Below are 20577 nucleotides of genomic sequence, written 5' to 3' on the forward strand. Positions count from 1 at the left end.
GGTCCGCTCGTATTTGCCATCACGAAACCCGACCTCAAACCATTCAAAATGGCGAGCGAATTAGTGATGTTTTCTGTAGTCCTGGCGCTTGCCATTCTCATGTCGCTTCTGATGGCGGGCGCTTGGGCGTTGCAGAGAGCAACCGGTTCAAGCGGCTGGATAGACACGGTCTGGGCGGCAACTGTCGGGTTTGGCGGAATTTTCGCTGTTGCTTTCGCCGGCGGAGACGGCTGGCGGCGCGGTGCTATACTTTTCCTGATCGTTGTCTGGTCCCTGCGGCTTGCCGGCCATATTGGCATGCGCACGCGAGGAGGCGGGGAAGATCCCCGCTATGCAAACCTTATGGAGCAATGGGGAAGCGCTGCCGCCCTGCGGCTATTCATCTTCCTGCAGATACAGGCAATCGCCGCTTTCGTGCTCGTTCTTGCGGTCTATCTTGCGGCAAGCAACACCCATGTGTTTCCGCGTATGGTTGACGTTATCGCCATGGTGGTTGCCCTTGGCGCGCTGGCAGGCGAAGCGCTCTCCGACGCCCAGCTCTCGAAATTCAGAAAGACCGCAGCGGCAAAAAACAGTGTCTGCGAAACCGGCCTGTGGCGTTATTCCCGTCACCCCAACTATTTTTTCGAATGGCTTTTCTGGTGCGGTTTTCCGCTGCTGGCCATTCAGGGGCAGCCCTTGTCATGGGTATCGCTCGCCGCACCGGCGATGATGTACTGGCTGCTTGTCCACGTCTCCGGCATTCCGCCGCTTGAAGACCATATGCTGCAATCGCGCGGGGAAAAATTCCGCGCCCTTCAACAACGCGTCAACGCCTTTTTTCCGGGGCCGCGCAAGAACGAGGACAGGCCATGAACATGCTCGCACTCGCCATCAACGCCGCCGAGCGCGCGCCGCTCAGCGACGGCGTGACGCTGGCCGGAATAGATATGCTCTGTGCACGAACGAAGCGGCGGCTTGCCGCTATTCCAGCGGATGCGGAAGAGGTTTTCGCGGCGGATATGGTGAAGTTTCCCGTCGCCAGCCATACCGACGATGCAAACAAACAGCATTATGAAGTGCCAGCGGCATTTTTTGCGCTCGTTCTGGGAGAGCAGCGCAAATATTCCTGCTGCTATTATGACGATGCCACGACGACGCTGGATGAGGCTGAAAATGTTGCTTTGGCCGAGACCTCCAACCATGCCGGCCTTGAAGACGGCATGGATATTCTGGAACTCGGCTGCGGATGGGGTTCGTTATCCCTCTATATGGCCGGCCGTTTCCCCAATGCGCGCATCACCTCAGTCTCGAATTCCGTGTCGCAGCGCGAATATATAATCGGTCGTGCCCGAGAACGGGGGCTTTCAAACCTTTCTGTCGTGACGGCCGATATGAATGATTTTACGACGGGAGATCGATTCGACCGTGTCGTATCGGTGGAAATGTTCGAGCATATGTCGAATTGGCGCGTGTTGTTCGAGCGTGTTCACTCGTGGCTGAAGCCGGACGGCAGGTTTTTCCTGCATGTGTTTAACCACCGCGACCGATCCTATCGTTTTGACCACAACAATCCTGCCGACTGGATCGCCCGGCACTTCTTCACCGGCGGCATCATGCCGGCCTTCGACCTTCCCCATCGCTTCAGTCAGCTTTTCACCGTCGAGCAGGAGTGGCGCTGGTCAGGGTCGCACTATCGTCGGACAGCGCTCGATTGGCTCGAAAATTTCGACAAAAAAATTGACCGTATCCGACCCATTCTGCAGCAAACCTATGGCGCCGACGCCCGGCTGTGGGAAAGGCGATGGCGATTGTTCTTCCTGGCGACCGCGGGGCTCTTCGGGCATGAGGGCGGTGACGTGTGGGGTGTGGGACACTACTTTTTTAAGAGGGTTTAGTGTTACCCCCACACAATCGGCGGCGTCACGTTCTAAAAACCGCGCTCGAAACGTTTGCCAAAACGAACGTTTTCTCTCAGTGAGGCGTGCAGACCGGAAGCGAGGATTCTAACGGGGCATCGAGGAGGTCCTTATGACGATTTCACTGGCAACTTCCCTGACAATCGAGATGACAGGGAGGGGCGTTGTTCCGGGCGAGATTTCCGAATTATGACCGGGCCTGTTTAATCGCGGCCTTGAGGCCTTTCTCATCCAGAACACCGGGATAGATCGTCTTGCCGATGACGAAGGATGGCGTGCCGACAAAGTTGAAGGCGAGCGCCTGGCGATAATTTCGATCGAGCAGCGCGGAGATTTTCCTGTTGTTGCTGTTGACCGCCGCGGCGATGTCTTTCATCGCCAATCCTGCGCCGGTCAGAGCCTTTTCGACATCGTTTTCGGAAATACGCGCCTTTGTTTTCATCAGCGCTTCCATGGCGATTTCATATTGACCGATCTGGGCGGCCCCCAGCACCGCTTGCGCCGCGAAGACAGATGCGCCGCCGAAGATCGGCCAGTCCTTCAAAACGAGCCTGACGTCGCCGTCATTTGCGACAACCTTTTTCACCATGGCATGCGAAGTCTTGCAGTAGGGGCATTGATAATCGAAATATTCGACAATCGTGACCTTGCCTTTGGGATTTCCAAGCACGGGTGCGTCCCTGTCGAAGAACACCTCGTCCGTGCTGACCTGCTGTGCGAAGCCGTCTCCTGCAGACACCAGCGCTCCGCTAAAAGCCGCCAGTCCGCCGGCCATGAAATCGCGTCGTGAAAACATCAGAATTCTCCTTGTTGGATTATTGGATACCGGTAATGCGGCAGGATTGATCGCGACCTCGTTCACGGAGGCGATCCCTGCGCCCTGCGAGCGGATGCTGCCAGATCTGCGGCCGAGAATTCGCCGACCAGCCGCGTTGCTTCCGGCTCGTTTCGGTTGCTATCGAGAAAAACCATCGTGGGCGGGCCGACTACTTTCAATGTCGAAAGCAACGCCTGTTTTTTTGCGTCCAGTTTTGTCAGGTCCAGGCTGACGAGGTTTACTCCCTTCAACGCTTCAACCACATCGGGTGCGGTTAAAAGTGAGCGTTCGATCGTGCGGCAGGTCACGCACCAGTCGGCTGTGACATAAAGGAGTGTCGGTTCCTGTGGCGGCGAGCTGTCGAGCCGGGCTTCCAGGCTTGCGATGGAGGAAACCTTCTCGAAGTCGCTTTTCTTTATCGACGCGAGCGATCCGGAGCCGCTGGCGGAACTCAGCGGCTTCAGGGGAGAGAGCGGATCCGTTGCACCGATGCCGAGACCGATGAAGATCAGAATTGCCCAGATGATGGATGCGAGACCCGTCGTGCGGGAAAGCACGCTCACACCGGACTTCGGATCGCCGGTCCCTGCACCGAAGGCAAAAACGCCGAAGGAAAGGGCAAGTATTGCCCATCCGAGCAATGTCAGCCGTTCCGGCATGAGCGGCGTTGCCAGCCAAAGCGCGGTGGCCAGAAACATGAAGCCGAAAATCTGGCGCACTTTTTCCATCCACAACCCTGCTTTCGGCAGCGCCTTGCCGCTTGCGGTCGCCATGATGACGAGGGGAATTCCCTTGCCCAGTCCAAGGGCGAATAGTGCGGCGGCGCCGATGACGATATCGCCGGTGCGGGCAATGTAGAGAAGCGCACCCGCCAGGGGAGCCGTGACACAAGGTCCGATGAGCAATGCCGAGGAGAAGCCGAGCAGCATCGCGCCGGGAATCGTGCTAGCACCCTGCGGCGATTTCGCAAACCGGGCAGAGATCACGGCCGGAAGCTGAATGTGGAAAAGGCCGAAATTTGCGAGCGCGAGGACGGCGAACAGGATGGATATCGCAGCTACGGCATAGGTCGATTGCAATGCGACCTGCAGGTTTTGCCCTGACCATGCGGCGGCCATTCCCATCAGCCCAAAGGCGAATGCAAGCGCAAGCGCATAAGACAGGGACAATAGGAAGCCGCGCCGCGCGGTCAGTTTTTCCCCTTCCCGGGCGAGCATGGCCGCAACTATCGGATACATCGGGAAAACGCATGGCGTGAAGGCGAGCAGCAATCCGAAACCGAGAAATCCGGCAAGAAGCAGGATCAATCCGCCATCCGCCAGCAGCAGATCGACCGCCATCTGCGCGCTATCCTCCGCCAGTGAAAATCCTTCCTGTGTGGCGTCCATGGAGACGCCGGCCGAAGCCTGTGCGGCTTTGGCGAAGCTGTTTTGGGAAAACACACCTTCAGCGCCCACGGTCAGGCTTGCCATATCGACCGTTTTGGTGGTCGGCGGATAGCAGAGCCCCCTGTCCTGGCAACCCTGATAGGTAAGGCGGAATTTTGCCGGCGCTTCGGCGACCGATGCCGTTGCAGTCTTGTAGAAAATCTCGGTAAAGCCGAAACTGGGGTCCTCTTTCATCTCGCCGGGGAGGGACTGGATTTCCAGTTTGCGGCCGTCCTCGTCTTCTGCGCTCAGATAGTCACGGTAGAGATAATAGCCGTCATTGATCGCCCAGCGAATGATGGCGCGGCCGTCGTTTCCTCGCTCGACCGTTGCCTTGAACGCCTGGTCCATGGCAAGTGGTGTTTCCATCGCGGACGCCGGGGAGACGACCCTGAAAAGCGCCAGGATCACAAATGTGAACGCCAATATGCGCATCCGGCATATCCTTTCATGTATTCTTCCATGCCGGGACTGATCTCGCCGGGAGCTTAAGGCAGGCTTAAGCTGGTGCGCGCATGGCAAGATTGGATGGACCGCTTGCGGAGGCGTGATTGCGAATTCTCATTGTCGAAGATGATCCGATCCTGCTCGACGGGTTACGGGAAGGTTTGAAGCTGAGCGGCTTCGTCGCGGACGGCGTGACAACGGCCGCCGATGCGTCGGAGGCGCTGGCGACGGATAATTTCGATGCGGTCGTTCTTGATCGAATGCTGCCGGACGGTTCCGGGCTGGATGTCCTGAACGGCTTGCGTCGCAGTGGAAACCGGATCCCCGTCCTGCTCCTGACGGCCAAGGATGAGGTTGGAGACCGCATCGATGGTTTGGATGCGGGCGCCGACGATTATCTTGGCAAACCTTTCGATCTGGATGAGGTTGCCGCCCGTCTGCGGGCGATCATGCGCCGTGCGGCCGGGCGGGCGAGTGCGCAGATCAGCCTGCGAGGGCTGACGCTGGATCCCGCTTCGATGCAGGTTCTTCGGGATGGGTCGACCGTAATCCTGTCGCGCCGCGAGTTCTCGATCCTTCATGCGCTGATGGAAAGTCCGCAGGCAATTCACTCCAAACAGGCACTGGAAGAGCGTCTCTACGGCTGGCAGGAGGATGTGGAGAGCAATACGATCGAGGTGCATGTGCATAAGCTGCGCGCCAAACTTGGAAGTGCCGCCATCGAAACGGTGCGCGGGGTTGGCTACAGATTGGGGATGCCCTGATGCGTTCGATCCGGTTGCGGCTTTTTGCGATCCTGCTGGCGACGACGGGAGCCCTCTGGCTGCTTGCCGTCATGTGGACCTATTTCAGCGTGCAGCATCAGGTCGAGCGGGTGCTGGACGCGCGACTGATGGAAGCCGCCCGCATGGTCAGCTCGCTCCTTACCGATCACCATATCGATGTGGCTGCCGCCGTGGACGACACGAAAGCCACCGACGCCGCTTCGCCGTTCGATCTCCAGGAGGACTACCGACGGCAGCTCTCCTGCCAGATATGGTCGCTTCAGGGGCACCTCGTCAGCCGGTCGGAAAGCGCGCCGCGAGAATCGCTCACAGACAATCGCGACGGGTTTAGCGAAACCATCGTCGATGGTGTCCGATGGCGTGTCTTTGCGGTTGTGAATCCGAACCTCAATGCCCGTGTTCTTGTGGGCGATAGTCTGGAGATACGCGACAGGCTGGTTGCCGATGTGGTCAAGGGGCAGCTCGTTCCGGCCGTTGCCATTTTGCCGATCCTTGCGGTGCTGATCTGGCTGAGTGTTGGACAGGGGCTGGGACCGCTCAACAGGATCGCCATGTCACTGGGGTTGAGGTCTGCGGATGAACTGCACGCCATCGAAAACAGGGACACGCCCAGTGAAATCAAGCCATTGCTCAGATCGCTGAACTCCCTCTTCCTGCGGGTGGAGGCAGCCCGTGAGCGTGAGAAGACGTTTATCGCCTATGCCGCCCACGAGTTGAAGACCCCGCTTGCCGGATTGAAGACCCAGGCTCAGGTGGCGCTGCGGAGTAAGGAGGATGATGTTCGAGACAAGGCGCTGGCGCATATTTCGACGAGCGTTGACCGGACCGGGCGTCTTGTCCGCCAGCTTATCGACCTGGCGCTCGTCGATTCGGCGGATCGCGGCGACGGGATCGAGACGGTGCGGCTCGCAGGGATAATGGAGGACATTCGGTCCGATCTTGAAGCCCAGAGCAGCAGGCGTGGCATCTCCGTGAAGCTTCGCCTGCAATCGGATGAAATGGTGACCTTGAGAAACGTCAATCTCCTGCGTCTGGCGCTGCGCAATGTCATCGAGAATGCGATTCAGTATTCGCCGGAGGGCTCAAGCGTCGAGATTTGTGCACTGAGGAACGGTCCCAAGGTCGAAATCGACGTGACGGATCAAGGGCAGGGCATAAACCCGGAAGATCAGGCGACTGTCAGGGAGCGGTTCAAGCGAGGACATTTGGCCCATGGCGAAGGCAGCGGCCTTGGCCTGGCGATTGTCGACATGGCGATGCGAAAGCTCGGCGGAGAGCTTGATTTTCGTCAGGCTGATTCCGGTTTCGTCGTGGCGCTCACTCTGTCGCAGGAGTGACGGGACTAGCGTTTAAGGCAGCCTTAAGGTTGGAGCTTCAGCCACGTTTTATAGGCTCCAACCAATTCCAGCAGGCTCCCATGATTCGTCCAATTGTTTCTCTTCGCAGGCCGATGGCCGTCGCGTTGACAATCTTCCTCACCGCTTGCGCAAGCAATGCCGACCGTATTCCCGGCGCTGCGCCGCGCCCTTCCAATGAGCGTGTCGAAGATCGGGAGGCAGCCCCAATCGGAACCGACCCGGTGCTTATGTATGGCGAAAAGACCGATGCCGGTTTTCATATTGCCGGCGTTAATACCGGAAAAATGAATCCTGCCTTCGTGAGGCAGGTCGTAAGCTATGCCACGGACGAAAAGCCCGGTACGATCATCGTCGATCAACGAGCACGTTTCCTTTATCTGATTCAACCCGGCGGTAAGGCGATCCGATATGCCGTGGGTGTCGGCCCTGTCGCGCGCGCCTTCGATGGTGGCGACGCGATTATTGCGAGAAAAGCTGCCTGGCCCCGGTGGATCCCAACACCTGAGATGGTCGCAAGGAACCCCGCGCATTACGGCCCGAACAAGGACGGAGTCGATGGCGGCCCGTCGAACCCGATGGGTGCCCGAGCGCTGTATATGCATAAGGATGGCAGGGATACATATTATCGTGTTCACGGCACGAATGATCCAGGCTCAATCGGCAAGGCTGTATCGGCCGGCTGCATTCGTCTTCTGAATCAGGATATCATCGACCTCTACAACCGGGTAAAGCCCGGTGCCCGGATCGTTGTACAAGGATAGGGTGGAGCCGCTTGATAGCCTGGCGAAGTTCCAGAGGATTCCGAAGCCCGGATTAACCTGACGCTACAGGCTGAGACCGGGAAGAACGGTGCGGATGTGATCGCCCAGCGCCCTGGCTGCCGACGATGTCTGCGTATCGGCAAACTCGATGGCAATGCCGATCGTCGGCAGGGGGGGTAGCCCGCTTTTGACGATATGAAGGTCGGCTGGAACGGCTGTCCTTGTCAGCACGCTGATGGCGTGGCCGGAGCGCGCGATTGCGATGAGGCCGGAAAGGCTGTTGCTGGCGAAGGCGACGCGGTAGCGGCGATTGGCGGCTTCCATGGCGTCGCACGCCGCGCGGTGATCCAGCGTCACGGGCGCGGAGAGCGCCAGCGGCAGCACATCCTTGGCGAGGAGATCCGGCTCCGGCCTGTCCGCCACCCAGACGAAGCTTTCCCTGCGGAGCACGTCGCGGTGATCCGGATCGGATTGCGAAACCAGCGCCATGTCGATCTGGCGGCGTTGCAGGAGGGGGCGCAGTTCCGTCGTGGGCGCACAGACCATGCGCAGATCGACTTTCGGGTAGGTGCCGAAGAAGCCTCTCAGCAGTTCCGGCAGGAAGGCGATGGAATAATCTTCAGGGCAGCCAAGGCTCACGGTTCCCTGCAGAGTCGCCTCACCCATATCGGCAAGGATTTCATCATGCCGGGCAAGCAGGGCGCTGGCATGGGCAAGCAGTCTCTCGCCCGCCGCAGTTACGCGCACTCCAGAACCCGTTCGCTGCAGCAGGGTATGGCCGACCAGCTCTTCCAGCCGCTGCATCTGGGTGCTGAGCGCGGATTGGGTGCGTCCGATCTGCGCTGCGGCGACGCTGATGGAGCCGGCGCGAGCGACAATGATAAAGTTCTTCAGCAGCGTAAGGTCGAGCATGGCGATATCAAAATTATCGATATCGGAGTAAAATACTATCAATTGGACTGAGGTGGCAATGGGTTGTTATGTTTCCGCAAGATAAACTCTTGGGGAATGTGCCATGGACAATCTCGCGAAGAACTTCGCCTCGCTCAATGACGAACCGGCTTTCTGGGAGGCCGCCAATAAACATCTGACCCGCTACGGACCGGCCTTCGAGGAGATCATCGTCGAACGGGCTGAGGGAAGTTTCGTTTATGATGCGGATGGGCGCGCCATTCTCGATTTCACCTCCGGCCAGATGAGCGCTTTGATCGGGCATACCCATCCTGATATCGTCGCCACCGTCAACCGGCAGATGGCATCGGTCGCCCATCTCTTTTCCGGCATGTTGTCGCGCCCGGTCGTCGACCTGGCGGCGCGGCTTGCGGCGCTCGCGCCGGGTCTCGATCGCGTGCAATTGCTGACCACCGGGGCTGAATCCAACGAGGCGGCGATCCGCATGGCGAAGCTTGTGACCGGCGGGCATGAGATCGTCGCTTTTGCACAGAGCTGGCATGGCATGACAGGCGCTGCGGCCTCCGCTACCTATAGCGCCGGCCGCAGGGGGTATGGCCCGGCCACGGCGGGTTCACTCGTCATTCCCGCGCCGAATGCCTATCGTCCGCGTTTCAAGAATCCCGATGGATCGAATGACTGGCAGGCGGAACTCGACGATGCTTTCGAACTGATAGATCGCCAGTCGACCGGCAATCTTGCCGCCTTCATTGCCGAGCCGATCCTGTCGAGCGGCGGTATCCTCGAACTGCCGGCCGGTTATCTCGCTGCGCTAAAGAAAAAGTGCGAGGAGCGCGGCATGCTGCTCATTCTCGATGAAGCCCAGACCGGTGTTGGCCGGACCGGGCATATGTTCGCCTTCCAGCGGGACGGTGTGACGCCCGATATCATGACGCTGTCGAAGACGCTCGGCGCCGGCCTGCCGCTTGCGGCGGTGATGACGAGCGCAGACGTCGAACAGAAGGCCTTCGAGAGGGGTTTCCTGTTCTATACGACCCATGTTTCCGATCCGCTGCCGGCGGCTGTCGGCGTGACGGTTCTCGATGTGGTGGCGCGTGATGGTCTGGTGGAACAGGCGATTGCCCGCGGGAACCGTTTGAAGGAGGGGCTGCTCTCGCTGCAGCAGCGGTTCGAATGCGTTGGAGATGTGCGCGGGCGCGGGCTTTTGCTCGGATTTGAAGTCGTCGCCGACCGGCATACGAAAGCCCCGGGCTTCGAACTTGGTGCGCGCATCATGCAGGAGGCGATGTTGCGTGGCCTCAGCATGAACATCGTCAAGCTGCCCGGCATGGGCGGTGTCTTCCGCATTGCGCCGGCGCTGACGGTATCGGATTCGGAGATCGACCTTGGGCTGGAGATACTGGCGGATTCGATCGAATCCGCACAGCTTGCCCGCTAGGTGTGACCGGCATTTGCCGGAAAAGTCAGTTCCACCCTTGCGCCTTCGCCGGGTCTGGAACTGATATGCGCTTCGCCGCCGCTCTGGCGCACGAAGCCGTAGACCATCGCGAGGCCGAGACCTGCACCGCCATGGTCGCCCCGCGTGGTGAAATAGGGCTCGAAGGCCTTGTCCACGGCCTCCGGCGTCATGCCGATGCCCTCGTCGGTGACGGCGATCACCAGCGTATCTTTGCCGGAGGCGGCCTCGATTGAAATCAGGCCGCCATCGGGCATGGCGGCTGCGGCGTTCAGGCAGAGATTGAGAATGGATTGTTCAAAAAGGGCCGGGTCCAGCGGTATCGAAGGAAGATCGCCCTCGATATCGAGCGCGATCCGGCATTTGGGGCCGACGGCGATTTCGAGAATATCGGCCATGCCGCGCAGCAGGCTTGCGACATTGATGACGCTTGGATGAATCGGCTGCTGGCTGCCGATGGTGAGCATGCTGCTGGCCAGAGACCGGCCGCGGTCTGCCGCCTTGCGGATGCGGGCGATGTGCCGCTTCTGGCGATCGTTGAAACCGGCTTCCCGCTCCAGAAGTCCAAGACTGCCGGTGATGATGCCGATCATGTTGCCCACCTCATGGCTGACCTGATGGGTCATGCGCATGATGCCATCAAGCCTCTGGGCTTTGACGGCTTCCGCTTCCTGACGATCGAGAGCGGTCACATCGCGGGCGAGCAGCACGATGCCGCCATCCGGCTGGCGTGACATCGATACTTCGATCACCCGCTGATCGTCGGTGCGATGGCGAAGGACTGCGCGGTCGAGCAATTCCCCCGGTTCTGCGTCGAAGGGCAGCAGAGCCGGGTCGATTTCCGGGATCGGTTCGACAAATCTCCGAAGCGGCAGTTTTCGCGATGAGCCGGAGCGTCCGACGAGTTCGATGATGCGACGGTTCATGGTGATGGGCCGGCCGGCCGGATCGAAGAGTGCAATTCCCTCATTCATGGTTCGGAAGGTCGAGCGGATGGTGCGGGCCGCCGCTTCGGCCGTACGCCTGAGGCGCGAGACGCGGTCGACGCTGTCATGGAAGGCGCGAAACGCATCGAGCAGCCGGATCAACTCCGTCTCGGGGCCGGTATAGGAGGGCGGGCCGACATCCTTATCTCCCTTGGCGAGGGCATTCATGCCATTGGAGAGCGTCACGATCCCGCGCGAGACACGCATTACCGAGCGGATCGAGAAGATCGCCACGATGAGAACCAGAAGCGAGGCGACGGCGACAATGATCAGCAGCCGGTTGAGAGCATCGGAGGTCGAAATCAGGTCTTCGTTCAGGCTGCGCGCAACCGCATCGCCCTGGGTTTCGGTCACATGGGAAAGATCCCGCGAGACGGTGTGAAGGCGGGAGACCGAGGCGCGGATCGCGAACATTTCCAGAAGGTAACGGCTCTGGGCTTCGAAGACCCGCTCATAGGGCTGCAGCTCGGCCACGGGCAGGCGCTCGCCGGGATAGCCCTGCTGGCGCGCCGTTGTTTCCGCCACGTAACGGCGGCGCAGTTCGCCAAGCTGGAAGAGGCTGTCGGATGCGGATGCGGCCTGTACGATGCCGTTCATTCGCCGGCGCAGTTCCGGATCGAGGATGCCCTGACCGGTGGCGATTTCGCCGAGCGCCGCTGCCGCTTCCGCCTTGTGACCCTGTGCCGCATCGGCATCCTTCGCAAGATCGAGCGTCTGTTCCCGGATGATCTGGAGGAGTTCGACGATGCGTTCGCTGGCAAAGCCACGGGTGATCCGTTCGCCGCTGTCCGGTCCTGTCATTTCAAGCAAGATATCGACCTGCTGGACCACCGAGCGGCTTTCGCTGGAAACGCGGTAGGGCGAGGCGGCGTTCATCAGGAACGGTGCGCTGGAGACCAGATCGGAGACCTGCCGCGAGACCAGCGACGCCTTGGCGAGACTGGAAAAAGCCTGCAACCCATAGGCCGCCATTTCATCGCGGGCGCGCTGCAGGCCATAAATGGCGATGGCGGAAAGGCTGAAGACGAGGAGGCAGGTAAAGACAATCGCAAAGGGCAGGCGAAAGGCGATGGAGGACAGGAAGGAGCGGCTGATCACGGGGAAAGCTCGCCGTCATCGGTGTGCAGAACATAACCCTTGCCGCGCCGCGTCTTGATGTGACGCGGCAGGTCGGGGTTGATCTCAATCTTGCGCCTGAGCCGCAGCACCAGCACGTCGACATTTCTGTCGATATAACGGTCGCTCTCCGAACCCAGCCTGTCGAGAATCTGGGAGCGGCTGACGGGCTGGTTGGGTGTTTCCGCCAGTATTTCCAGAAGCGCGAATTCGGCGGTGGTCAGTGTGCGGCTGTGATCGCTCAGGCAAACGGCGCGGCGTGCATCGAGATCGATTGCCCAGTCGCCGAGGCGAAGCGCCCCGCGCCCATGATCGCTGTCCTTCTCCTGTTTCAGCGAAGGGATCGTCCGGCGCAGTACGGCCTTGATCCGGGCCGTGAGTTCGATGGGTTCGAAGGGTTTGACCACATAATCGTCGGCGGCTGTTTCCAGACCGAGAACCCGGTCGGCGGCGCTGCCGGCGGCGGTGACCATGACGATGCCGATGTCGATCTGGCTGCGCAGCCGCTGGGCGAAGGTGCGTCCGGACGTGCCCGGCAGATTGTGATCGACCAGCACAAGCTGCATCCTGTCCCTCGCCAATATCTCGTCAGCCTCCTCGGCGGAGCGCGCGCAGGTGGGCAGCCAGCCCTCCGCCTCGATGAGGTCCGAGATGAGCTCGGCCATATCCGGATCGTCCTCGACGATCAGAATGCGAACCTTCTGATTAAGCACTGCACTTTCCTCCCGCCATCATCATAGGCATGGCGGCGGCGATCTTCAAAGGCTCGCTGGTTATCGCCCCTGTCATAATTGTAATATCTGTAATCTTGTTCGGCGGTGCGGTGAAAGATTGGTAACCATTCTTCGATTGCGGTGCCGACAGGATGTGACATGCTGTAGGTGGAGACTGGAACGGGGAGGTTCCGGGCGGGGAGGCTTAATTGAAAGCATTGACCGCACTTGCGGCGAGCATGGCCCTATGGCTGTGCGGCGCAGGGCATGGCATGGCCGAGCCGAAGTTGAACGTCCTTTGCGGCGTCGACGAGGCCTGGTGCGTGACCATGCAGCGGGCTTTCGAAGCCAGGGCCGGTCTCGAGATTTCGATGGTGCGCAAGAGCACCGGCGAAATTCTCGATCAGATTCGTGCCGAACGATCCCATCCCACTGTCGATGTCTGGTGGGGCGGTACTGGCGATACTCATTTGCAGGCGGGGTCTGAAGGGTTGCTGGATGAATACCGGCCTGTCCACCAGCAGGATTTGCTGCCGTGGGCGCAGAATTTCTCGGTGATGTCGGGATCGCGGTCTGCGGGAATTTATGCCGGCGCGCTGGGCTTTGCCTATAATTCGGAACTGCTTGCGAAGAACAATCTGCCGGCGCCGACCTGCTGGAAGGATCTGGCGAAGGATGTCTATCGCGGCCATATCCTGACCGGCAATCCGAACTATTCAGGCACGGCCTTCACCATGCTGGCCACTCTCGTCCAGCTTTTTGGCGAAGAGGAAGCTTTCGGGTTCATGGCGAAGCTCAACCAGAACGTCGTGGGCTATACCAAGGTTGGTGCTGCACCGGTGAAGGCGGCGGCGCGGGGCGAGGTCCTGATCGGAATTTCCTTCATGCATGATGCAGTGACGCAGAAGACCGAAGGGTTTCCGCTGGTGATCGTCGCCCCCTGCGAGGGCACCGGTTACGAGATCGGGGCTGTCAGCATCGTCAAGGGCAACCGCAATACGGCAATTGCGCAGGATTTCGTGGAATTTGCGCTGAGCCCGGAAGGGCAGGCGACCGGGGCCGCGGCCGGCCAGAACCAGGTGCCTTCCAACGCCCGGGCGACATTGCCGCTGACCGCACCTGACATATCGATGATCAAGATGGTGGATTACGATTTTGCCACCTTCGGACAGCCGGAAGAGCGAAGTCGGTTATTGAGCCGCTTCGACAGCGAAATCCACCCGAGCCAGACCCAGTAGGGCCAAAACCACCATCCCGAAAAAGACAGCGCGCGCGCCGCAGGCGCCGCGACCGGCAGCGCCATGTCTGCGCGCGGCCCGAGAATTCAGACGCAAGCTACAGGAGGATAACCATGCGACTGACGATACTCTCCACCCTGCTTTTTGCCGGTACGGCATTGAGCGCCGTTTCCGCGCAGGCGGCGGGCGAACTGAACCTGATCTGCTCGGCCGATGTCGTCATCTGCGAACAGATGAAGGGCGATTTTGAAAAGTCACACGACATCAAGGTCAATATGGTGCGCCTGTCTTCGGGCGAGACCTATGCCAAGGTGCGCGCGGAAGCCCGCAACCCGAAGACCGACATCTGGTGGGCCGGCACCGGCGATCCGCACATGCAGGCGGCGTCCGAGAACCTGACGCTCGAATACAAGTCGCCGATGCTGGACCAGTTGCAGGACTGGGCCGTGAAGCAGGCGGAAAGCACCGGCTACAGGACTGTCGGCGTTTATGCCGGCGCGCTGGGCTGGGGCTACAACACCGAAATCTTCAAGTCCAAGGGTTACAAGGAGCCGAAGTGCTGGGCCGACCTGCTGGCGCCGGAACTGAAGGGCGAAATCCAGATCGCCAATCCGAATTCGTCCGGCACCGCCTATACAGCGCTTGCCTCGCTGGTGCAGATCATGGGCGAAGATCAGGCGATTGATTATCTGAAGAAGCTCAACGCCAATATTTCGCAATATACCAAATCCGGCTCGGCACCGGTCAAGGCGGCGGCGCGCGGCGAAACGGCGCTCGGCATCGTCTTCATGCATGATGCGGTGGCGCAGACGGCGGAAGGCTTCCCGGTCAAGTCCATCGCGCCCTGCGAAGGGACGGGTTACGAGATCGGCTCCATGTCGATAATCAAGGGCGCCCGCAACCTCGACAACGCGAAGACCTGGTACGACTGGGCGCTGACGCCGGAGGTGCAGTCGCGCATGAAGGATGCCAAGTCCTTCCAGCTGCCCTCCAACAAGACGGCGGAAGTGCCGAAGGAAGCGCCGAAGTTCGAAGACATCAAGCTCATAGACTACGACTTCAAGACCTATGGCGACCCGGCCAAGCGCAAGGCGCTTCTGGAGCGCTGGGACCGCGAAGTTGGTGCGGTCGCCAACTGATCTTAACTCCGGCGACAGGCATCCCGGCTTTTTTAGCCGGGGTGTCCGCCACTCTTTCATCGGCATGAAATAAGCGAGGTCGGCCATGACACGTGGCAATCGCAGGCTGGACATCGTCCTGGCGCTCGGGGCTTTTGCCCTCATTCTTCTTCCCTGGTATCGCATCGAAGGCGGCTTTTTCAGCTTCCGCTGGCTTTCCGGATTTTTCTCTTCCGCCAGCAATGCGCCCGGTGTGCTGCAAATATTGTCCTATGGAAAACCATGGCTGGTCGGCGTCGTTGTCTTTTTCCTCGCCGCATGCCTTGTCCGGCCTGTAGGCGATCCGATGCGGCGCGGCAGGCTGCTTGCCATTATCGGCGCTGCCGGGCTCGTTTTCCTCGCCTTGCAGGGGCTGGCCATCGGCTTTAGCGGCTGGAGCTGGACGGTGAGCGAAAACCTCTTCGGCATGCTTGCCGATGGCCAACCTTCCATGGGTGCCGGTGCCGTCGTAGTGTCGTTCGTCTTCGTGCTGCTTTTCGCCTTAGGTCTCGCCGAGCGCGGCGTCATGAAAGGCGACGCCTTCGTCGTCGGTGCCATTTCCGTTCTGGTTTTCCTCGTCACGGTTTTTGTCTTTTATCCGATCGGCAGCATGCTGGTCGCCTCCGTTCAGGATTTCGATGGTTCCTTCAATGCCGATGGTTTCATCCGCAATATTCAGGATCCCGGCATCTGGAGCCTTGGCTGCGTGGTGGGCGAAGAGCGTTGTGGCGTTGCCTGGCGGACGCTGTTTCTGGCGCTGATGACCGCCTTCGGTTCGACCGTGCTCGGTCTCGGCTTTGCGCTGATCGCCACCCGCACGCGCTTTCCCTTCAAGAAGGGCCTGCGGCTTCTCACCGTTCTGCCGATCATCACACCGCCTTTCGTCATCGGCCTTGCCCTGACACTGCTTTTCGGTCGCGCCGGTGTCGTCACCGAATGGCTTTCCTATCTCTTTGGCATTGAGCCGGGTCGCTGGCTTTACGGCATGACCGGCATCTGGATCGCGCAGGTCCTTTCCTTCACGCCCATCTCGTTTCTGGTGCTGATCGGCGTGGTTGAAGGCGTCAGCCCGTCGATGGAAGAAGCCTCGCAGACGCTGCGCGCCGACCGCTGGCGCACCTTCTGGCGGGTGTCGCTGCCGCTGATGAAACCCGGTCTCGCCAATGCCTTTCTGATCGGCTTCATCGAGAGCATGGCGGATTTCGGCAATCCGCTGGTGCTTGGCGGCACCCATGGCGTGCTGTCGACGGAAATCTTCTTTGCCGTCGTCGGCTCGCAGAATGATCCCTCCCGCGCTGCGGTGCTTGCGATCATCCTCCTGTGCTTCACGCTTTCGGCCTTCCTTGCCCAACGCTTCTGGCTGGCCGGCAAGAATTTTGCGACGGTGACAGGCAAGGGTGACAGCGGCGCGCATATCGCGCTGCCGCGCGGCCTGTCCATCGGCGTTCACGCCGTCGTGGTGCCGTGGATGGTCTTCACCATCGTTGTTTATGGCATGATCCTTGTGGGCGGTTTCGTGAAGACATGGGGTCTCGACAATTCCCTGACGCTCGACCACTACGTCCGCGCCTTTTCCGTCAGCTTCTCCAATGGCTCGATTGCCTGGACGGGCGTCGCCTGGAATTCGTTCTGGACGACCATGAAGATCGCACTGGTTTCCGCGCCGCTGACCGCTGCCGTCGGTCTTTTGACCGCCTATATCATCGTGCGGCAGAAATTCGCCGGGCGGAACCTGTTCGAATTCGCGCTGATGATGAGCTTTGCCATTCCCGGCACGGTCATCGGCGTCAGCTACATCATGGCCTTCAACCTGCCGCCGGTGGAAATGACCGGCTCGGCGCTGATCCTGATCGCCTGCTTCGTGTTCCGCAACATGCCGGTCGGCGTGCGTGGCGGCATTGCGGCGATGAGCCAGCTGGACAAGAGCCTCGACGAGGCCTCGCTGACGTTGCGGGCCAATAGTTTCCGCACCATCCGCAAGGTCATCCTGCCGCTCTTGAGGCCCGCAATCACGGCCGCACTGGTCTATTCCTTCGTGCGCGCCATCACCTCCATCAGCGCTGTCATCTTCCTCGTCAGCGCCGAATACAACATGGCGACCTCCTATATCGTCGGCCTTGTCGAGAACGGCGAATATGGGGTGGCGATTGCCTATTCCTCCATGCTGATCGTGGTGATGATCACCGTCATCACAGGCTTCCAGCTCATTGTCGGCGAGCGTCGCCTGCGGCGCGAAAACCGCGTCGCCGGCCTGCCATCCGCTTCCTCCGTTCCTCTCGCTCAGGAGAAAACCGCATGATTTCCGTCAAACCCGGCTCCGTTACCTTTCAGAATGTCCGCAAGACCTTCGGCGCCTTCACCGCCATTCCCGACCTGTCGCTCACCATCGAGCCCGGCACGCTGGTCACCCTGCTCGGTCCCTCCGGCTGCGGCAAGACGACGACGCTGCGCATGCTGGCGGGTCTTGAACATCCGACCTCCGGCCGCATCCTCATCGGCGACAAGGATGTGACCATGCTGCCCGCCAATGAGCGCGATGTCTCGATGGTCTTCCAGTCCTATGCGCTTTTCCCGCATATGACGGCGCTCGACAATGTCGCCTATGGCCTGCAATCCTCCGGGCTGCGCAAGGCGGAGGCGCGGGAAAGGGCGGAAGAGGGGTTGAAGCTCGTCGGCCTTGCCGGCATGGGCCACCGCCTGCCTGCCGAACTTTCCGGCGGCCAGCAGCAGCGCGTCGCGGTTGCCCGCGCTCTGGTGCTCGAGCCGCAGGTGCTGCTGCTGGACGAGCCGCTTTCCAACCTCGATGCCCGCCTCCGCCGCCGGGTCCGCACCGAAATCCGCGAATTGCAGCAGCGGCTCGGTTTCACCGCGGTTTACGTGACGCATGATCAGGATGAGGCGCTGGCCGTTTCCGACCGGATCATCGTAATGAAGGATGGCGAGATCGCCCAGTCGGGTGCGCCACGCGATCTTTACGAGGCCCCGGCCTCCGCCTTCATCGCCGATTTCATGGGTGAGGCGAATGTCGTCGGTTGCGAGGTCATTGGCGTTGAGGGCGCCGATGCGCTGATCCGCGTCGGGGGGATCGATCATCGGGTCGCGGCCCGCAACGCCCGGCCGGGTCCCGCAGAGCTTGCGGTCCGCCCCGGCTCGATTTCCATCGGACAACCGGGTGCGCAGGGGCTTGCCGGAAGGGTGCTGCACAGCGCCTATCTCGGCGGTCACGTTGAATATGAGGTGGAAACCGATATCGGTACGCTTTTCATCGTCGACCATGCCGTGGAGACCAGCCTGCCGGCGGCGAGCGATGTGACGTTGGGGTTCAAGAACCGGGGCATTGCCTTGATTCAGGCTTGAAGCCGCTCCTGCACTCAGGATTACATCGCGACAGAGGCAGATTTGTTCTGCCTCTGTGTGTCGGGAACGCCAGCCTCAAATATCCTTCGCCAGACGAAGCGCATCGTAGATCGCCGCATGGGTATTGCGTGCGGCGACCGCATCGCCGATCCGGAAGAGCCGGTAGGCGCCTTCCGGGTTGCGCTCGACCGCTTGGGCCGCTCCTGCAAGCAGGGCGTCGTAGGAGATTTCCCCGAGGTTTTTCGAACCGGGTTTGAGTTCGAAATAAAGGTCGTCCAGCGGGATGGTGCCGTGGTTGACGACGATCTGATCGACGGTTCTCGATTTCGTCACGCCGCCATAATCGCTGCCGACATGGGCAATGAGCTGGTTGCCGTTTCTTTCCACCGCTTCCAGCCGGTAGGTAACGGTGAAAGTCACATCGCGTTTTTGCAGCGAGCGCATATAGGGAACGAGGTTCATGGCCATGACTTCCGGGGCGAAGGCGCGGTCGGGCGTCATGATCTCCACTTTCGCCCCGGCTTTTGCGAGGAATTCGGCGGCTTGCAGACCGGCATGATCGCCGGCATCGTCGAAAACCAGTACATTCGTTCCCGGCTTGACGTCTCCTGAAATGATATCCCATGCCGAGACGACGAGATCGTTGCCGCTGGAAAGTACATCGGTATGCGGCAAGCCGCCCGTGGCGATGATGACCACGTCAGGGTTCTCCGAAAGAACTGTGTCCGCTTCGGCCCAGTTGTTGAAGTGAAAGGTAACGCCCAGTCTCTCGCACTGGCTCATGCGCCAGTCGATGATGCTGATCATCTCCCGGCGGCGTTCGCTTTGCGCCGTCAGCCGGATCTGGCCGCCGGGATTGTTGGCGGCCTCGAACACGACGACCTCATGGCCGCGTTCGGCACAGACGCGCGCGGCCTCGAGCCCGGCCGGTCCGGCGCCGACGATCACCACCTTCCGGCGTTCCGCCGCTTTGGGTATCTCGTGCGGCATGGTTTCCTCACGGCCCGTTGCCGCATTGTGAATGCAGAAGGCGAGACCGCCCTGATAGATGCGGTCGAGACAATAATTGGCGCCCACGCAGGGGCGAATATCTTCCTCGCGTTTTTCCATGATCTTGCGCACGATATGCGGATCGGTCATGTGGGCGCGGGTCATGCCCACCATGTCCACCTTGCCGGCGGCGATGGCGTGGCGCGCGGTGGCGACATCGGGGATCTTGGCGGCGTGGAATGTCGGGAAACTCGTCGCGGCGCGGATTTCACCGGCGAAATCGAGATGCGGCGCATTGGCCATGCCCTGAATGGGGATGACGTCGGTCAGGCCCGGGTCGGTGTCGATATGGCCCCTGATGACATTGAGATAATCAATCAGGCCGCTGTCCTTCAGGCGTCTGGCGATTTCGATGCCTTCTGCCTTCCCGGTGCCGCCCTCAAGACATTCGTCGGCGGTGTAGCGGACGCCGAGAATGAAATCGTCGCCCACGCGTTCGCGCATCGCCCTGAAAACGTCGAGACAGAAACGCATGCGGTTTTCAAGCGGGCCGCCATAGGGGCCGTCTAGTTCATTGGTCAGTGGCGAGACGAACTGGTCGATCAGATGGCCATAGGCTTCCAGCTCCACCCCGTCCATTCCGCCCGCCTTCATGCGTTCGGCGGCGTCGGCGAAGTCCTTGATGATACGCTCGATATCCCAGTCCTCGACCTTCTTGGGAAAAGCCCGATGCGCCGCTTCGCGGTGATGGGACGGCGCAAGGATCGGCAGCCAGTCGCCCTTGTCCCAGCGGGTGCGGCGGCCGAGATGCGTGAGCTGGATCATGATCGCCGCACCCTGTTCATGCACGGCGTCGGTCATTTCCCGGATCCACGGGACGATTTCATCCTTGTAGGCGAGCAGGTTGTTGAAGACGGGCGGGCTGTCCCTGGAGACAGCGGCGGAGCCGGCCGTCATTGTGAGCGCAACGCCGCCCTTCGCCCGCTCCACCGTGTAGGCGCGGTAACGCCCCGTCGGCATGCCGTCCTCGGGATAGGCGGGTTCGTGCGAGGTGACGATGATGCGGTTGCGCAGTGTGAGGTGTTTTAGCTGGTAGGGCTGAAGAAGGGGATCGCTCGACATAGCCTGCTCCAAAAGGGTTTCTGTCTCAAGGCTAAGC

Annotated in this window: 16 protein-coding genes; 10 read left to right on the top strand and 6 right to left on the bottom strand. The window is 60.5% G+C overall.

Translation table 11 applies throughout. The features are described 5' to 3' along the window. Window positions 1–66: 66 nt before the first annotated feature. Both BTE54_RS04375 and BTE54_RS04380 read left to right on the top strand, forming a co-directional pair. Window positions 67–855, top strand: coding sequence for a DUF1295 domain-containing protein (locus tag BTE54_RS04375; protein WP_078051613.1), 789 nt, complete (start codon window positions 67–69; stop codon window positions 853–855). After that, window positions 852–1877, top strand: a complete 1026-nt coding sequence (locus BTE54_RS04380) for a cyclopropane-fatty-acyl-phospholipid synthase family protein (protein WP_078051614.1) — start codon at window positions 852–854, stop codon at window positions 1875–1877. Before BTE54_RS04375 ends, BTE54_RS04380 begins: the two co-directional genes overlap by 4 nt. Before the next feature lie 208 nt (window positions 1878–2085). Here the strand turns inward: BTE54_RS04380 and BTE54_RS04385 are convergent, their stop codons facing one another. Together BTE54_RS04385 and dsbD are read right to left on the bottom strand one after the other, a co-directional pair. Next, complete coding sequence (locus tag BTE54_RS04385; protein WP_078051615.1) at window positions 2086–2694, bottom strand: DsbA family protein; 609 nt, start codon at window positions 2692–2694, stop codon at window positions 2086–2088. Between the two features lie 62 nt (window positions 2695–2756). Continuing rightward, a complete protein-coding gene (gene dsbD / locus BTE54_RS04390; RefSeq protein WP_078051616.1) occupies window positions 2757–4577 on the bottom strand; it encodes a protein-disulfide reductase DsbD in 1821 nt (606 codons plus the stop codon). 116 nt (window positions 4578–4693) lie between these two features. Here dsbD and BTE54_RS04395 point away from each other — a divergent pair, with 116 nt between their 5' ends. The 3 genes from BTE54_RS04395 (at window position 4694) to BTE54_RS04405 (ending at window position 7493) form a co-directional block, all read left to right on the top strand. Next, window positions 4694–5353, top strand: a complete 660-nt coding sequence (locus BTE54_RS04395) for a response regulator transcription factor (protein ID WP_065656201.1) — start codon at window positions 4694–4696, stop codon at window positions 5351–5353. Continuing rightward, complete coding sequence (locus tag BTE54_RS04400) at window positions 5353–6711, top strand: ATP-binding protein (protein ID WP_078051617.1); 1359 nt, start codon at window positions 5353–5355, stop codon at window positions 6709–6711. The genes BTE54_RS04395 and BTE54_RS04400 overlap by 1 nt, the downstream gene beginning before the upstream one ends. 80 nt (window positions 6712–6791) lie before the next feature. Further along, window positions 6792–7493 (top strand): L,D-transpeptidase, encoded by a 702-nt coding sequence (locus tag BTE54_RS04405; protein ID WP_245316563.1) that lies wholly within the window; start codon window positions 6792–6794, stop codon window positions 7491–7493. 63 nt (window positions 7494–7556) lie between these two features. Here BTE54_RS04405 and BTE54_RS04410 read toward each other — a convergent pair whose 3' ends face one another. Beyond that, entirely contained in the window at window positions 7557–8405 is an 849-nt protein-coding gene (locus BTE54_RS04410; protein WP_162856837.1) for a LysR family transcriptional regulator, read from the bottom strand. A gap of 103 nt (window positions 8406–8508) precedes the next feature. On the opposite strand from BTE54_RS04410, the gene BTE54_RS04415 reads away from it, so the two are divergent. Continuing rightward, window positions 8509–9843: an aspartate aminotransferase family protein gene (locus BTE54_RS04415; protein WP_078051619.1), complete on the top strand. Its 1335-nt coding sequence runs from the start codon at window positions 8509–8511 to the stop codon at window positions 9841–9843. On the opposite strand, the gene BTE54_RS04420 is transcribed toward BTE54_RS04415, so the two are convergent. Both BTE54_RS04420 and BTE54_RS04425 read right to left on the bottom strand, forming a co-directional pair. Further along, the gene (locus BTE54_RS04420) at window positions 9840–11945 is read right to left on the bottom strand and encodes an ATP-binding protein (RefSeq protein ID WP_078051620.1); all 2106 of its coding nucleotides are present in this window, start codon (window positions 11943–11945) and stop codon (window positions 9840–9842) included. The two genes, BTE54_RS04415 and BTE54_RS04420, sit on opposite strands and share 4 nt — an antisense overlap. Then, window positions 11942–12676, bottom strand: coding sequence for a response regulator transcription factor (locus tag BTE54_RS04425; protein WP_078051621.1), 735 nt, complete (start codon window positions 12674–12676; stop codon window positions 11942–11944). Before BTE54_RS04425 ends, BTE54_RS04420 begins: the two co-directional genes overlap by 4 nt. A gap of 239 nt (window positions 12677–12915) precedes the next feature. On the opposite strand from BTE54_RS04425, the gene BTE54_RS04430 reads away from it, so the two are divergent. The 4 genes from BTE54_RS04430 to BTE54_RS04445 all read left to right on the top strand — a co-directional run bounded on the left by BTE54_RS04430 (window position 12916) and on the right by BTE54_RS04445 (window position 18428). Further along, window positions 12916–13914, top strand: coding sequence for an ABC transporter substrate-binding protein (locus BTE54_RS04430; protein ID WP_078051622.1), 999 nt, complete (start codon window positions 12916–12918; stop codon window positions 13912–13914). 113 nt (window positions 13915–14027) lie between these two features. Then, window positions 14028–15053, top strand: a complete 1026-nt coding sequence (locus tag BTE54_RS04435) for an ABC transporter substrate-binding protein (RefSeq protein ID WP_003492136.1) — start codon at window positions 14028–14030, stop codon at window positions 15051–15053. An 85-nt stretch (window positions 15054–15138) separates the two neighbouring features. After that, window positions 15139–17370, top strand: a complete 2232-nt coding sequence (locus BTE54_RS04440; protein ID WP_078051623.1) for an iron ABC transporter permease — start codon at window positions 15139–15141, stop codon at window positions 17368–17370. Further along, window positions 17367–18428, top strand: a complete 1062-nt coding sequence (locus tag BTE54_RS04445) for an ABC transporter ATP-binding protein (RefSeq protein ID WP_078051624.1) — start codon at window positions 17367–17369, stop codon at window positions 18426–18428. Before BTE54_RS04440 ends, BTE54_RS04445 begins: the two co-directional genes overlap by 4 nt. 75 nt (window positions 18429–18503) lie before the next feature. On the opposite strand, the gene BTE54_RS04450 is transcribed toward BTE54_RS04445, so the two are convergent. Further along, complete coding sequence (locus BTE54_RS04450; RefSeq protein ID WP_078051625.1) at window positions 18504–20540, bottom strand: NADH:flavin oxidoreductase; 2037 nt, start codon at window positions 20538–20540, stop codon at window positions 18504–18506. Window positions 20541–20577 lie beyond the last annotated feature (37 nt).

The organism is Agrobacterium sp. YIC 4121, assembly GCF_002008205.1.
Classification (GTDB): domain Bacteria; phylum Pseudomonadota; class Alphaproteobacteria; order Rhizobiales; family Rhizobiaceae; genus Agrobacterium; species Agrobacterium leguminum.